We start from the raw sequence: 15425 nt of genomic DNA on the forward strand, positions 1-15425 counted from the left end.
AAACCGCATCATCCAAAAGCGCATAAAGAGGTATAAACGACAATACGACCTCTCCTCACGGAGAAGTCGTATTGTTGTCTTAGCAATAAGACTCTACAAACCTAACATAAAAACACATTTACTATTATGCAATTCTTCTCATATAACTAATGAATTTACGCTAAGATACTAACAATCTATACTAACCCTAAAACTAAAAATATGCAAATTTGTTGTTATCGTAGTGAGGAAAAATGCTTAAGCGAAAATCGCGTCTTGTGCATCTTTCCATTGCAAAATTATAGCTATTTCTCCACCTCTACAAGACATGAAATCGTAAATTGAGGAAATATAAACAACTTTACAACATTATTAAATTGATAACAAGCCGTTTAATTATTTCCGATTAACACAAAAATATAGAAGCTGTTTAGAAAATCAAGCCTGTTTTTATATCCGATGATATAGTATTTTGAAACAAATCCACCCCTTACGCCATGGATTTTATCTTCATCACATCATCCTCAAATGTGTCACGCGAGATGGCACGATTCTTAAGCTTGTTGCGATAAGTGTAGATTGTATAGACGGAATAATTGAGCATCTGTGCAATCCGCGTGCTCTCCTCTATGCCGAGCCTCATAAAAGCGATGATTCGAAGATCGGTGTTAAGCTTCTCGCCTTCCCGGAGAACTATACGTTCCTCTTCCCGCAGAAGCTTGTTGACCTCCGACACAAAGCTTGGATAAATATGAAGGAAGGCATCGTCAAACACATCATAGAATTCCTTGGATTGTTCCTCTATGAACTTGCCTTGTTTCGTCAGTTTAAGAAGGTCGTCGACCTTGCCGGTGGTTATTTTACGATTGACCATCTTATTAAACTGATTTAGCTTATCCATATAAATGGAACAAAGATTCAGGAATTGCGAGATATAAACGTCTTTTGTGTTATTAGCCTCTTCGAGTTTCTGAGCCATGCGGTTCATCAGCCTGTTTTTCCTATTTAATATGTAGAGCGTAACAGCCAACACCGCGAGCAGCAGAGCCATTATAGACATGACGATATAAATCCTGATTGTCGATCTCCGGAGTTCAGCTTTATGAGCGCTCTCTATAATCGGGAAAATATTTGACGATTGCAGTATGCGCAGCGGAGCGTTACACTCGACAGCCTCAGACAGCGCCGCCGAAAGATAATCATAGGCTTGTTTCACATCTCCGTGCAGATACATTATACGCCCAAGCTCCTGCAGAGACGACACTTCAAGCGTCGCCCCACGGGTATCGGCTATTGCCGACAACGCAAGATAGTAGACATATGCGTTGTGCTCACCTCTGGCCTTGGCAATATCGGCAAGCAGATGAGAGGCTCGAGCATAGAGGTTATCTTCTTCCGGGATACGCTCAAGAAGCATTAGCAGCACGGCCTTTGCCCTTGAATATTGCTGATGATGGAAGAAATATTCACCTTGATTCAACAAGAACCGAGGCGAACCGTCTTCAAGAAGCGGAAGCAGTTTGGCCTGCGCATCCTGCGACTTTTTAATGTATGGGTCATATATCTCAGGATAGTTGATGTAGTACAAAGCGATATATGAATACATCTGCCTGGCAGCGTCGTAATATTCCGGCATCAGCCCCTCGGGAAGAGCCGACGGATCGATAGTGCTGAACCGATCGGCGGCCTCTGTTATAAACGCGAGCAACGGCAGGTATGTAGCCGTCCGAAGGTTGAAACGGGTACTTATCGAATCTATCCCAAGAGACGAAGACAAAGCATAGCCCTTAGCATAGAAAGTCAAAGCCGAATCCGTATTTAACACATTGTAACTGTCGCCAAGCTGTAACAGACATTCAAGACGTTCCTCGTCCGAGATGTTCCGGCCGGCGACCACAGCCTTGAGGGAGTCAATAGTCGCGTGACGCATGTTCAGATAGACATCACGGCGATTAAGCTCGGTGTCAAGACGTTTAAGTATCGATTCCACTTCTGCCGCTCCGATCACAGTCTTTGAACTCGCAGACTGGGCAAGGATCAATGCCGACATTATTGAAATGATAAGAGAGATATATCTGTGCATTTATGGTTGATAACGAATATGTGTTGTTACTTATCTTCCCGAACAGGATTGTATTTTAAATACATTTGCAGCAGATGGGCAGGTAGGCGATTCAAGGTATTTATGCTATAACGTGAGGAGAGGAAGTGCCCTAAAGCACTTCCACCTTCAGTTTGCCGTATGCACGGTCAGCCTTGGCACGAGCCTCCTCCACTGAGTCGGCGGTAGCAAGTATCACGGCCATGCGACGATGTCCTTTTATCTCCGGTTTGCCGAAAATGCGCATCTGAACGCCCGGTTCTTCAAGCACTTTTTCCAGACAATCCATCACAATTTCATTGCTGTCGCCCTCAACGACAACGGCGCGCGATGCCGACGGGCCATAAAAACGGATTTCAGGCACAGGGAGTCCGGCAAGAGCACGGGCATGGAGTGCAAATTCGCTAAGTTCCTGCGAAATCATAGTCACCATACCTGTATCGTGAGGACGGGGAGAAACCTCGCTAAAGATTACTTCATCGCCCTTTATGAACAGTTCCACGCCGAAAATTCCATAACCTCCAAGCGCGTCTGTAACCTTGCGGGCAATTTCCTGAGCCTTAGCCTTGGCCTCCGGAGTCATTGCCTGAGGCTGCCATGAATATCGGTAATCACCGTCAACCTGAATATGACCGATTGGCTCACAGAATGAAGTTCCTGCAACCGAACGCACAGTCAGGAGGGTGATTTCATAATCAAACTTAACAAAGCCTTCGACGATTACACGTCCGGCGCCTGCACGACCGCCCTCCTGTGCAATTTTCCAAGACTTCTCTATGTCTTCTTCGGATTTAACCACACTCTGTCCGTGACCGCTCGACGACATTATAGGCTTCACCACACAAGGGATACCAACAGCCTCGACCGCCTGCTTGAATTCCTCGAAATCGGACGCAAAGCGATAGGGCGACGTTGCGACTCCAAGTTCTTCCGCTGCAAGACGGCGAATGCCTTCACGGTTCATTGTCAGAAGAGCGGCTTTTGCAGTAGGTGTGACATTGTAGCCTTTTTCTTCAAGGTCAACGAGAACCGGGGTAGCGATTGCCTCCACTTCAGGGATAATGTGATCAGGCTTTTCCTCCACAATTGCCTCGCGCAGAGCATCTGCGTCGAGCATGCTGAAGACACGGCTGCTATCGGCAATGTGCATCGCCGGCGCATTCGGATACTTATCGCATGCGACAACCTCGATTCCCATGCGCTGCAATTCGATAGCCACTTCCTTACCTAATTCTCCACTGCCTAAAAGCATGGCCTTGCGGCCGCTTCCGGTCCATTTGCTTCCTATTTTTGCCATCTGATAAATGTAAAAATGAGATATAATTGATTAGTTATGCTTTTTTCCTTTGCAAATTTAGCCATTTTTTTTCAAGTAACCGCAGAATTAAAGGCCTTTCGGCAAGAAAGCTGCAATCAAGGTGAAATCCACAATAAAAACTGCCGTAATACAGCAACGTTAGGCTTCTTCACTAACTTTAAGTTTCAATTAAGACAAAATCAGGTTGAATAATTCAACGGAAATAGCTAATTTTGTCCACGAATTTTCATAACCACATTTAATTAAGGTAAAAAATGAGAAAGAATATCGTAGCAGGCAACTGGAAGATGAACACCACGCTGCCTGAAGGCATCAAGCTCGCAGAGGAAGTAAACGCAGCTCTCGCCAATGCAACTCCCAAGTGCGACGTGGTAATCTGTGTACCTTTCACACACCTTGCTTCAATCAACAACGTAATTGACAAGAACAAATTAGGCCTTGGAGCAGAGAACTGCGCCGACCACCGTTCCGGCGCTTACACTGGCGAGGTTTCAGCCCCCATGGTTGCCTCGACAGGTGCTACTTATGTCATCCTCGGTCACTCTGAGCGTCGCCAGTACTACGGAGAAACCTCTGAGACCCTTCGCGAAAAGGTGCGCCTCGCCCTCGACAATGGCCTCACCCCTATCTTCTGCATCGGCGAAGTGCTTGAGCAGCGCGAAGACGGCAGCTACTTCGATGTAGTCAAGGCTCAGCTTGAGGAAGGCCTCTTCAACCTCGACGCTGAAGAATTCGGAAAAATCGTCATCGCCTACGAACCCGTCTGGGCTATCGGAACAGGTAAGACCGCAACCGATGATCAGGCTCAGGAAATCCACGCCTTCATCCGCAAGACTATCGCTGACAAATATGGCGCAGAAGTGGCTGATAACACCTCAATCCTTTACGGAGGTAGCTGCAAGCCTTCAAACGCAGCCCAGCTTTTTGCAAAACCCGACGTTGACGGCGGCCTCATCGGCGGCGCTGCTCTCGAAGCAGAATCGTTCATGGGCATCGTAAACGCATTCTGATCAAAAAGTCTCAGCACTAAATCCGAAACGCCGTAGCAAAAACAATTTAAACGGCTTCATAATAAATTCCATGCGGACACACTCATTACAACGTGTCCGCATGGGATTAAAAACATACAGTCTACAACATCGACTACCAGACTCCCCTATTGCCATCTTTATGAAATCAATCGCCTTCACCCTGATGCTTCTCGCCACCGCTCCGCTGATTCAGGCAGAGACTGAAGTTGTGACAATCGTCGACCATATTACAAGCGGCAATTCCAATGTCATCAATCAACCTGAAAAACTGCTTAAGCGACTGCTCCCTGTAACAACCCCGGTTGAAGATGAAACAAAAGACCGTGAGAAAGACGACCAGACGGCACGTCCTGTCAACGGGCGCATGGCCGGCTATCGAGTTCAGGTTTTCAGCGACAACAATGCACGCACAGCCAAAAACGAAGCTCGTTCCAAACAGCGCGTGATTTCATCCCGTTTCCCAAACTATCAGACCTACGTAATGTACACGTCTCCTTATTGGCGACTAAAGGTCGGAGACTTCAAAACGCAGAAAGAGGCGAATGCCGCTGCCGACGAACTGCGCAAAGCTTTTCCATCATACAGCAAGGAAATACGTGTGGTGCGCGACCGCGTAAACATACATGAATAATCCACCATGCCATAGAAAAGTCCACGCACCATCACCACAACTAAAAAGCATATAGAAAGTGAGAGAATTTAGCGAAGAGACCATAAAAGAAATCGCAGGACATTACGAAGCGATCCTACGTCTTCTTGGCGAAGATGTCACACGTGAAGGACTGGTCAAGACCCCGATGCGCGCAGCCAAAGCAATGGCCTATGTAACACGCGGATATCGTCAGGACGCCGATGAGATAATCAACGAAGCCATTTTTTCACATGAAGGGTCAAGAATGGTATTGGTCAAGGATATCGAATTCTACTCTTTATGCGAGCACCATATATTACCATTCTTCGGGAAAGTATCCATCGGATATATACCGAACGGAAAAACAATCGGACTAAGCAAACTTGCCCGACTGGTGGATTTTTATGCCCGCCGCCTGCAGGTTCAGGAACGACTGACAGCCCAGATATGCAATCTGGTAATGGAAAAATTAAATGCCAAAGGGGTAATGGTCGCTTGCACAGGAGATCACTTATGTATGAAAATGCGAGGCGTCGAAAAGCAAAACTCCGCAACTACTACCATTGAAACTGCCGGAATATTCAACGAGTCACCGGCATTAAGAGAAGAATTTTTCAAAGCACTTGCCCATTAGGTCCAAGCTTTCGGTCCGGACAGACCATATACACTCTCCACGTTTAAATCATCCGCCGTATGGCCTCAATCAGCAACAGCCATCAGGCAGACTGATTTACAGTTTGCCCATGTCGGATTTTATATCTTCGAGCTTCACAAGATTTGAAACTATCGCATATATCGTAAGGCCCGCCGGAGTATGGATGTGAAGTTTCGCTGCAATGTTGCGACGATGTGTCATCACCGTATTGACCGACACATTCATTTCCGATGCGATTTCTTTGTTTGAAAGTCCCTTGACGATACCGACAATCACCTCTTTTTCACGCGGGCTGAGCTCCTTACCCCTGTCATCATCCTCCCCTGTCATAGCATTCCGGCGCACTGTCTCCATGATAGTCGCAGCCGTGTCATAGACAGAAATCGTATCGTCAAACCATTTCAGACTTTCTTTAGGCATCTGCTGGACAAGCACCGCTATAATTTTAATCGGCGAAGAAGACGAGCTCTTAAGAGCATCCCACTGAAGCGGGCAATTCACAGGATCTACAATCAGTATTGACGGATGAAGCTTTGAAAGCTCCTCAAAATAATTTTCGCCACCAATCTCGGTTATAGAACATTGTACATCAGACAACCGTCGAATGACAGATGTCAATCCCGATGCCAGTATGGCCGAAGGCATCATTAGAGCTATTGAGATGTGACGCATATGGCAATGTTTGACTGAATGTTTTTAATTATGTCCCTCGATTTTAGAAATCATGGGGATTAATATGTCGTTTTCGATTTGTGAATGCGATTTCAAATCTTCTTCACAATTATATATGTCAGCCAGTGCGTCATACATTCTGAATGGCATAGAGGTGGAATAGTAGCGCAGTATGATATTCTTCAGTTCCGAAAGCTTTTCTTCAATCTCGTCATCGTGATGACGTCTGAACACATCTATGCTATAATCCGAATTTATATGTTCGGAGAGTTTCCGCACATAGGGGAACACGACATTTTCCTCATAATTAAAATGCTGGCGCACAAGAGCGGTATAATCGTCAAAGAACTTGACAATAATAGGATTGATGTCGCTGTGGTTCTCGTCAAGAGCCGAAATCAGATTGGCCCTTATATGCGGAAGTTTATAGGAGAGATAATAGTCATGGGAGTTATGGAGGAAATACACAACATCGGTCGGGCTGACCTTAATAATCGAAACCGGATCTATTTCACCTGTCAGGAGAAAATTGATTATCAGCAAAAACGCATCTGTATGTATGCCAGACTCCTCGCAAAGCTCACCGATGGATTTTTGACCAAATCCAAGTGGAAGAGAAAAACGGCTAAGGACAGTGAGGACGTTGTAGTCATGTTCTATCAATTCGACCACACTGTCCTTGGCGGTAAAAAGTCTGTTACTTCTCACTTCTCCTCGCTTTCGGGGGCTGATTCGACTTCAGGCGATGACGCCTCCTTGTCGGCAAACTCAGTGATGCCGCCTTCAAGAAGAAGATTATACCATGTGAGGAGTTTCTTGATGTCGGATGTGTAAACTCTTTCACGATCAAATTCGGGAAGAATCTCAGCGAAATACTCACGCACTGCTGCATCGTCGCCAATAGCCTTGATGTCGACAGGCTGGCCGTTATTCTTTTCCTTGACAGACTCAAGCACATCGGTCAGAGGCACATCATCGGCCTCTGTGTAAATCGAGATATCGCCAAGAGAAATAACCTTGTCGTGAGCATAGGCCGGAGTGCGCTTTTTTGTCGAAATCGACTCGACGATAAGCATATTCTTACCACGGTTTACCAGACGGTAGAGGCCGGGACGGCCGGATATTGAAAGGATTGTTTTGAGCATGGTTGTCGATTAATGATTTTTTAGTTTGATTTAGCGTCGGCAAAGATACGAATTTTAGGGAATGCCACAAAATTTTCATTCAGTCTGATTGCCGGATTTGACTTTTGAGGATGTTTCAGGCGCGTTATCGCCTCCCGAAACCGTGGTGGCATGCCCATCTTCATCCGCGGCTGACTGATTGGCATAACTGTCGGTCAGGAAGACCGTAAAAATCGGGAAGAAAATCAGTCCGACCGCCGACAATACCACGCCAAGGACACGGCCGGTAACCGTCATTGCATGAATCGAACAACCGGCAGTGGTCAGGCTCATGATTGACCACAACAGCGACGACCAATAATCAGGAACTGACGGATTGACTTCATGTTCTGACACAAAAAATGTCAGCGAACAAAAATATACGGCAACTATAAGCACTATCATATAAGTCATCAGCATATTTTTAGCCCATCTGACCGATGCAGTCACGCCTGTCACTATCGTAAACACATATGCGGTACGCACCATCGGGACAAATCTTAATATATATTGCAGATGTCCGTTTACATGTATGTCAAAATGGTGGATTATGTTAAGATAGGGTATCGATATGAGAAGAAACAGTATATGATGTCTGAAATACATCCATCTTTTAGGAGCAAAGCTCATCTCGACCAGAACATCCGCGATAAAAAAGAGACAACACCAGAACTGGACGCGCAGATATGTGCTGTCGGCAAGAAACGACACATTGCGAAGTGTATCAAGAGTGATGAGAGTTATCATCAGCATTGACAGGACAATCACACCGAAGTGCATCGTCCTCATCACCTTCTGCCGGGATTCGCTTAACTGGAACTGTTGACGCATGACTTAAACAAATAATTGACGTGACTTACTTTACATAACCATAAACGGCTATATAACTGTAACAAGCAATTATATTTTTTGTTTCTTACACGCCTCTCATCCAACACGACATTGCAGAATGATGGCGAAATCAGCCATAGTCCCTCGTGTGCACAATCATGCCACAGTAAGCTCCTTTTCGCGCTTGCGGAACTGTGCAAACTGATAGGCCACCATCACACACGTGACAACCGTCGCTATGAGGTCGGATGTCGGAAAGGCAGCCCATACACCATCAAGCCCGAATTTAGGAGGCAGGACCAACAGAAGAGGTATGAGGAAAAGAACCTGACGCGTCAAAGACAGAAATATGGAGGCTGAAGCCTTGCCTATTGACTGGAAAAGAGTCGTTGACACAACCTGAAACCCGACGACGGTAAATGCCAGCATAGATATGTGAAGACACCGCGATGTTTCTGCTATAAGTCCCGCATCAGTCGTAAACGCACGGCCAATCTGGTCAGGGATTGTCAGACCGGCAAGCTGACCGAGGGAGACTATACAGGTCGATACACCGACGGCCAGCCAGTAAGTGCGACGAAGACGATGTATTTTTCCTGCGCCATAGTTATAACCGATAACAGGCTGCATCCCTTGGCATATGCCGACCACGACCATAGTCATGAGCGAAGTGTATGTCGTAAAAATACCTGCGGCAGCCACGGCCGTATCCCCTCCATGGGCATAAAGAGATTTATTTATAATGACATTTATAAAACATGCGGCCGCATTCACCATTGACGGTGCAGCTCCGATTGACAAAACAGGCAGAATGACACGCAAGCGGACTCGATACATTTCTTTTTCAGCTTTGAAATGCAAAGTGCTTTTCGATGAAAAAAAGTGGGACAGCACAAAGAAAGCCGATAGAGTCATTGAAATATCCGTCGCTATCGCAGCGCCTTTTATCCCCCATTCAAGATAATAGATGAAAAACGGAGCAAGCGCCAGATTGCACAAAGCACCGATAAACATCGTCACCATCGCCCGCACCGGATAACCCGATGCACGCATGAAATTATTGAACGTAAACGAGAAATTCGTCATAAACATGCCCGGAAGTATGTATAGCATGAAATCGCGGGCATACGGCAACGTCACCTCACTTGCTCCGAAGGCGATAAGAATATCATCGATAAATATGGCGAACAATGTGAGGTAGCAAAAGATTATAACTGCAAGGACGACAAGTGCATTTCCCAGCACCGTGCTTGCTCCTTTATAATCCCGCGCACCAAATAGAATTGAGATACGGGCCGAGCCGCCGGCTCCGATCAGAACACCGAAGGCGGCCGACAAATTCATGACAGGAAATGTAATCGCAAGTCCGGCTATTGCTTCCGGACCGACCCACTGACCGATGAAAATACGGTCTATGACATTATAGAGCGACATGACAAGCATACCAACAACGGCAGGAAGGCTGTATTTCCATAAAAGTTTTCCTACAGGGGCTTCGCTCAATTCTTTAAGTTTGCTGATTTCTGTTGTACCGGTTTCCATTGCCACAAATGTAGTAATTCTTTGGTCATAAGGCTAATTTTTAGCAAATTTTAGCGTTTGTTTAAGATATTAATAGTAACTTTGTAAGTTGAGAACCAAGCAATGTCTGATATAAATACAAAATGAAAGCAATTGTTTTTTTTATAGCCTCTGTATTTGGCCTTTTTGCCCATGCAAATGACCTTAAGATGTTCTGCCTGAAAGGCCCGGTTGATTCTGTCTGCATTACGATGAACGATGCCGGCCTCGAATGGCAAAATGAATTTTGCTTTGACGAAAAAGGTTTTCTCGTTGAAATGGATGGCAGCGACATAGATTGTAAACGCGACAGCTTCGGACGTATGATTTCCATTATCGTCGAAGATGCTTATGAAGACAATGAAGAAATCTTCACGACTATTGAGATGAATCTTACATATGACAACGCAGGCCGTGTGTCAAAGGTGACATCAAAGTCGGCAGATGAAATCTGGACTCAGAATTACAGATATGGACAAAACGGACTTCTCAAAGAGCGTGATTACGACAGCGTCGATCAGGACGAGGTGCTAAAATACACTTACCTTAAATTCGATGATTACGGAAACTGGACAAAACGTGTCGAAAAGTTACAGTCAATGGACTCAGAAATCATCCATACACGCAATATCACATATCGGAAATAAATCATCAACAACATAGACCAACCATTCACTCATCCATTCTACCCATGTCAATGTATAAGATAGTAGAGAAAGTTCATTTCTCTGAAAATGTAGTCAAGCTTGTCGTTGAAGCCCCGATGATAGCCCAATCGCGCCGTCCGGGTCATTTCGTCATCGTGCGTACAGGAGAGGGAGGCGAACGAATCCCCCTCACAATATCCGACGCTGACACCGTAAAAGGTACAATCACACTGGTTGTGCAGGCTATCGGTGAAAGCACACGAAAAATCTGTGCGCTGGAACCCGGGGATTGTTTTACTGACATTGTCGGTCCTCTCGGACAGGCGACCCATATCGAGAAGGTCGGCACGGTCGTATGCTGTGGCGGCGGAGTAGGCGTAGCCCCTCTCCTCCCGATAATAAAGGCGATGAAAGAGGCCGGAAACCGTGTCGTCTCAATACTTGCCGCCCGAACTTCAGAGCTGATCATCCTTGAAAAAGAAGTAGCTGAATTCAGCGATGAGGTTGTGATTATGACCGATGACGGATCGAAAGGACAGAAAGGACTTGTGACCACAGGTGTCGAATCAGTCATCGCCAATGAAAAAGTAGATCTTGTCGTGGCAATCGGACCGGCCGTAATGATGAAGTTCGTGGCCATGACAACCAAGAAATATGACATCCCGACAATGGTGTCACTCAACACTATCATGGTCGATGGAACTGGTATGTGTGGAGCATGCCGTGTGACTGTTGACGGAAAAACAAAATTTGTATGTATCGACGGTCCTGAATTTGACGCGCACAAAGTCGATTTCGATGAAATGATAATGCGTCTGAAAGCATACAATTAGACAAATAGCCTTTAAAGTTAAAACACCATTTTTCAATAACCACAAGCATATAATTTCAGAAATGAATACAGATATCACACGCGATGCAACATGGCGCGAAGAACTCCGCACTGCTTTATCGGCCAAAGAGCGCACATCGATTCCACGTGTCGTCATGCCACAACTTCCACCGGAATTTCGCGTACGTTCCAACCATGAGGTAAATCAAGGCCTTTCGCAAGGTCAGGCTGTGCTCGAAGCTACACGTTGCCTTGATTGTCCCGACCCACAGTGTATTCAGGGCTGCCCAGTATCAATCAATATCCCTTCGTTCATCAAAAACATCGAACGCGGTGAAATCCTCACAGCAGCAAAAATTCTTAAACAGACAAGTGCGCTGCCGGCGGTGTGTGGCCGCGTCTGCCCACAGGAGAAGCAATGTGAATCACGCTGCATCTACAATAAGATGAAAAAACAGCCCGTCGCTATCGGCTATCTCGAACGCTTTGCGGCTGATTTCGAACGCGAAAACATAAAGGCCAACAATATCGAGCTCCGTCCGTCGGCGACTGAAAAGAACGGAAAGAATATTGCGGTTGTCGGTTCAGGTCCCGCCGGACTCTCATTTGCAGGCGACATGATAAAAAAAGGTTACAATGTCACTGTCTACGAAGCGCTTCACGAAATCGGAGGTGTGTTGAAGTACGGCATCCCCGAATTCCGTCTGCCAAATGTCGTTGTTGAAGCTGAAATCGACGGACTTCGTGCGGAAGGCGTAAATTTTGTCAAAGACTGCATTATTGGCAAAACCATTTCATACGAGCAACTTCATGAACTTGGCTACGATGGCATATTCGTCGCCTCCGGCGCAGGTCTGCCCCGATTCATGGGTATCCCCGGTGAAAATTATATAGGCATCATGTCGGCCAATGAATATCTCACCCGCATTAATCTTATGGGGGCCGGTCGTTCCGGCGAGGACACACCGGTTCTTAAAGGTAACCGTGTTGCCGTCATCGGAGGAGGAAACACAGCAATGGACTCTGTCCGCACCGCATTGCGTCAAGGCTCGGAGAAAGCCATGATTGTTTATCGCAGAAGCCTCGAAGAAATGCCGGCACGAGTTGAGGAAGTGCACCATGCACAGGAAGAAGGCGTGGAATTCATGACGCTGTGTAATCCGATTGAATATCTCGCAGATGAAAATGGCCGCGTCAGAGCCATGCGCGTACAGCGAATGGAACTTGGCGAGCCGGACGCATCCGGACGCAGATCGCCTGTAGCCATTGACGGAGCGATTGAAGAAATCGAAGTCGACCTTGTCATCGTCAGTGTCGGAGTCTCTCCCAACCCGCTTATTCCAAACGCAATCCCTCAGCTTGAGATTTCACGCCGAGGAACAATCGTTGTCAATGAGGAAAGCATGCAATCGTCAATCCATGACATATATGCCGGAGGCGACATTGTCCGTGGTGGTGCGACAGTGATTCTCGCCATGGGTGACGGACGCAGGGCGGCAGCCGCAATGGATGCAGAACTCAGTAAACAAAGATAACAATATCAATACTCAAGAATGAACATATCATTTCGACATATCATCCTCTCATGTATCGTCGGTATTCCTGCTTTGAGCTTAATGGCCATTACGCCTGCTGAAGTCTCCAAAGCTGTAAAGCTTGCCCGCGAAGCGCCTAAAAACAGGGTTCTAAACCGCAATGCGGGAGATGCGCTTAAAGATGCCGGAAGATTCAAAGAAGCAATCAGCTACTATCTGAAAGCAGACAATTCGGGCAATCTCGGTGCAGCCGAAAGCTACTTTTATCTATATGAATATGATAAAGCAGACGAATATCTTGACAAATATCTCGAAAAACGGAGCAAGACCGAAGAAGCTAAAGACAAGAATTTTTCATATGGCGACGGAAGTGAGACCACAGACTGGACCGATGATCTTCGTAAGCGGATTGATCTCGGACGGTCGATGCTTGACCGTGTCGAAAAAATCGAGATTATTGACAGCATAAACGTCCCTGCCGAAAACTTCTACAAGTTTTTCAGGCTTGCAAAGAGTGCCGGACGCCTTGACGATGAGATGGCGATTGAGAAAGCCGTAAAATCCGAAACGCTCAAACAGTCAGGCATCGTAAGCCTCTGGAGTCCGGTATTTATGACAGAGGCCGGCGACGACATGATATGGTATGGCTCGGCGGAAAACGGCAATTCAAAAATGTTTGAATCAAGCCGTCTGACCGATGGGAGCTGGGATAAACCGACAGAGCTGTTTGATTATGCCGGAATTTTCGGTGACAATAACGGCTCATGGGTTTCTTATCCATTTCTCATGTCGGACGGTGTCACACTTTACTTTGCAGCCGACGGCGATAATTCTCTCGGAGAGCTTGATATCTTCATATCTCGTCGTGACAACGACGGATTTCTACAACCCTCCAACATAGGTATGCCCTATAATTCCCCGTATAACGATTATCTCTATGCGATTGACGAGGAAAATAAATTGGGCTGGTGGGCCACGGACAGAAATCAGCTTAAAGACTCGGTGACAATCTATACATTCATTCCTCAGGAGCTTCGGGTGAACTACCCGACCGACACGCCAAATCTGACAGATTACGCAAAGGTCAAATCCATAGCGATGACACAGGACGGCGACACAGACTATGACGCTCTCAGAACTCGGATAGCATCAATTTCAAGCGATGAGAACGACAAGGGATCTCCGAATTTTGTATTTGGTCTGCCGGGTGGACGGATAATCACTTCCATGAACCAGTTGTCAAACAATCGTGCGGCAATGGCCATGAAGGAATATCTGAACGCAAAATCTTCGTATGAAAAAATGAAAGAAGATCTTGCGAAGCTGCGTCAGGCTTACGCTCGACGAGACAAATCTGCGGCAAACAGAATCCTGTCACTCGAAAAAGAACTCGACGCAAAGAAAGCGGAACTTCTGAGGCTGAAAAATCGTGTCGTAAAGCTCGAAGAAAGATAGAAATCCTTAACCTAAAAATAAACAGACATGGAAATTACCTTAATCCTGATATTGATTGCGCTTGTAATCATTATCTGCATTTTCTTTTATTACGTGCCATTTTTCCTATGGATTTCGGCAAGAGTCAGCGGCGTACGCATCTCGCTCATGCAACTGTTTCTCATGCGCATACGAAAAGTCCCGGCATCGGTAATCGTGCGCGCGCTCATCGAGGCCCACAAAGCCGGCCTTAACGATGTGAGCCGTGATGACCTTGAAGCCCATTATCTCGCCGGAGGTAATGTCGAGAAAGTCGTCCATGCCCTCGTCTCGGCATCCAAGGCCAACATTGACCTCGGATTTAAAATGGCCACGGCTATTGACCTCGCGGGACGCGACGTGTTTCAGGCTGTTCAGATGTCTGTAAACCCGAAAGTCATTGAAACGCCCCATGTGACAGCCGTAGCGAAAGACGGCATCCAGCTAATTGCCATAGCACGTGTGACGGTGCGTGCCAACATCCGCCAACTTGTCGGCGGAGCAGGCGAAGATACCGTGCTCGCTCGTGTAGGCGAAGGTATAGTATCGTCAATCGGATCGTCCGAGAGCCACAAGCAAGTGCTTGAGAATCCCGACAATATCTCGAAACTCGTTCTCCGCAAGGGTCTTGACTCGGGCACTGCGTTTGAAATCCTCTCAATCGACATCGCCGACATTGATATAGGCAAGAACATCGGTGCTGCCTTGCAGATCGATCAGGCGCAGGCCGACAAGAGCATCGCGCAGGCCAAAGCCGAGGAACGCAGAGCTATGGCAATCGCTCTCGAACAGGAAATGAGAGCGAAAGCACAGGAGGCACGTGCGAAAGTCATCGAAGCCGAAGCTGAACTCCCACGTGCGATGGCTCAGGCTTTCCTCTCCGGCAACCTCGGCATCATGGACTACTATCGCATGAAGAACATCGAATCAGACACCAACATGCGACAAAATATCGCCAATCCTCCTGCAACGAACAAATAAAACGAATCTGTCAGAA

General features: G+C 46.6%; 15 protein-coding genes. 8 read left to right on the forward strand and 7 right to left on the reverse strand.

Annotated features, from left to right (window positions below; translation table 11 throughout):
* Positions 1-469: 469 nt before the first annotated feature.
* Positions 470-2029 (reverse strand): DUF6377 domain-containing protein, encoded by a 1560-nt coding sequence (locus tag QZ311_RS00505; protein ID WP_297062740.1) that lies wholly within the window; start codon positions 2027-2029, stop codon positions 470-472.
* Between the two features lie 163 nt (positions 2030-2192).
* Positions 2193-3377: a formate-dependent phosphoribosylglycinamide formyltransferase gene (gene purT, locus QZ311_RS00510; RefSeq protein ID WP_297062743.1), complete on the reverse strand. Its 1185-nt coding sequence runs from the start codon at positions 3375-3377 to the stop codon at positions 2193-2195.
* Positions 3378-3652: 275 nt separating this feature from the next.
* Here purT and tpiA point away from each other — a divergent pair, with 275 nt between their 5' ends.
* From tpiA to folE, 3 genes are all read left to right on the forward strand, one after another.
* Positions 3653-4408, forward strand: a complete 756-nt coding sequence (gene tpiA / locus QZ311_RS00515) for a triose-phosphate isomerase (RefSeq protein ID WP_297062744.1) — start codon at positions 3653-3655, stop codon at positions 4406-4408.
* A 160-nt stretch (positions 4409-4568) separates the two neighbouring features.
* Positions 4569-5060 carry an SPOR domain-containing protein gene (locus QZ311_RS00520; protein WP_297062746.1) on the forward strand — a complete coding sequence of 164 codons (492 nt, stop codon included), beginning with the start codon at positions 4569-4571 and terminating at the stop codon, positions 5058-5060.
* Between the two features lie 58 nt (positions 5061-5118).
* Positions 5119-5694 carry a GTP cyclohydrolase I FolE gene (folE, locus tag QZ311_RS00525; protein ID WP_297062748.1) on the forward strand — a complete coding sequence of 192 codons (576 nt, stop codon included), beginning with the start codon at positions 5119-5121 and terminating at the stop codon, positions 5692-5694.
* A gap of 96 nt (positions 5695-5790) precedes the next feature.
* Here folE and QZ311_RS00530 read toward each other — a convergent pair whose 3' ends face one another.
* The 5 genes from QZ311_RS00530 to QZ311_RS00550 form a co-directional block, all read right to left on the reverse strand.
* Complete coding sequence (locus QZ311_RS00530) at positions 5791-6387, reverse strand: LuxR C-terminal-related transcriptional regulator (RefSeq protein ID WP_297062750.1); 597 nt, start codon at positions 6385-6387, stop codon at positions 5791-5793.
* Between the two features lie 24 nt (positions 6388-6411).
* Complete coding sequence (locus tag QZ311_RS00535; protein ID WP_297062752.1) at positions 6412-7095, reverse strand: hemerythrin domain-containing protein; 684 nt, start codon at positions 7093-7095, stop codon at positions 6412-6414.
* A complete protein-coding gene (locus QZ311_RS00540) occupies positions 7092-7532 on the reverse strand; it encodes a DUF5606 domain-containing protein (protein ID WP_297062754.1) in 441 nt (146 codons plus the stop codon). Before QZ311_RS00540 ends, QZ311_RS00535 begins: the two co-directional genes overlap by 4 nt.
* 75 nt (positions 7533-7607) lie before the next feature.
* Positions 7608-8381, reverse strand: coding sequence for an ion channel (locus QZ311_RS00545; protein ID WP_297062756.1), 774 nt, complete (start codon positions 8379-8381; stop codon positions 7608-7610).
* A gap of 156 nt (positions 8382-8537) precedes the next feature.
* Positions 8538-9923, reverse strand: a complete 1386-nt coding sequence (locus tag QZ311_RS00550) for an MATE family efflux transporter (RefSeq protein WP_297062758.1) — start codon at positions 9921-9923, stop codon at positions 8538-8540.
* Between the two features lie 122 nt (positions 9924-10045).
* On the opposite strand from QZ311_RS00550, the gene QZ311_RS00555 reads away from it, so the two are divergent.
* From QZ311_RS00555 to floA, 5 genes are all read left to right on the forward strand, one after another.
* Entirely contained in the window at positions 10046-10588 is a 543-nt protein-coding gene (locus QZ311_RS00555; protein WP_297062760.1) for a hypothetical protein, read from the forward strand.
* Between the two features lie 50 nt (positions 10589-10638).
* Positions 10639-11421 (forward strand): sulfide/dihydroorotate dehydrogenase-like FAD/NAD-binding protein, encoded by a 783-nt coding sequence (locus QZ311_RS00560; RefSeq protein ID WP_297062762.1) that lies wholly within the window; start codon positions 10639-10641, stop codon positions 11419-11421.
* Between the two features lie 61 nt (positions 11422-11482).
* Positions 11483-12955, forward strand: a complete 1473-nt coding sequence (gene gltA / locus QZ311_RS00565; RefSeq protein WP_297062764.1) for an NADPH-dependent glutamate synthase — start codon at positions 11483-11485, stop codon at positions 12953-12955.
* Between the two features lie 18 nt (positions 12956-12973).
* A complete protein-coding gene (locus QZ311_RS00570; protein WP_297062766.1) occupies positions 12974-14410 on the forward strand; it encodes a hypothetical protein in 1437 nt (478 codons plus the stop codon).
* 27 nt (positions 14411-14437) lie between these two features.
* On the forward strand, positions 14438-15409 hold the full coding sequence (floA, locus tag QZ311_RS00575; RefSeq protein WP_297062768.1) for a flotillin-like protein FloA: 972 nt from the start codon (positions 14438-14440) through the stop codon (positions 15407-15409).
* Positions 15410-15425 lie beyond the last annotated feature (16 nt).

The organism is uncultured Duncaniella sp., assembly GCF_910578445.1.
Classification (GTDB): Bacteria; Bacteroidota; Bacteroidia; order Bacteroidales; family Muribaculaceae; genus Duncaniella.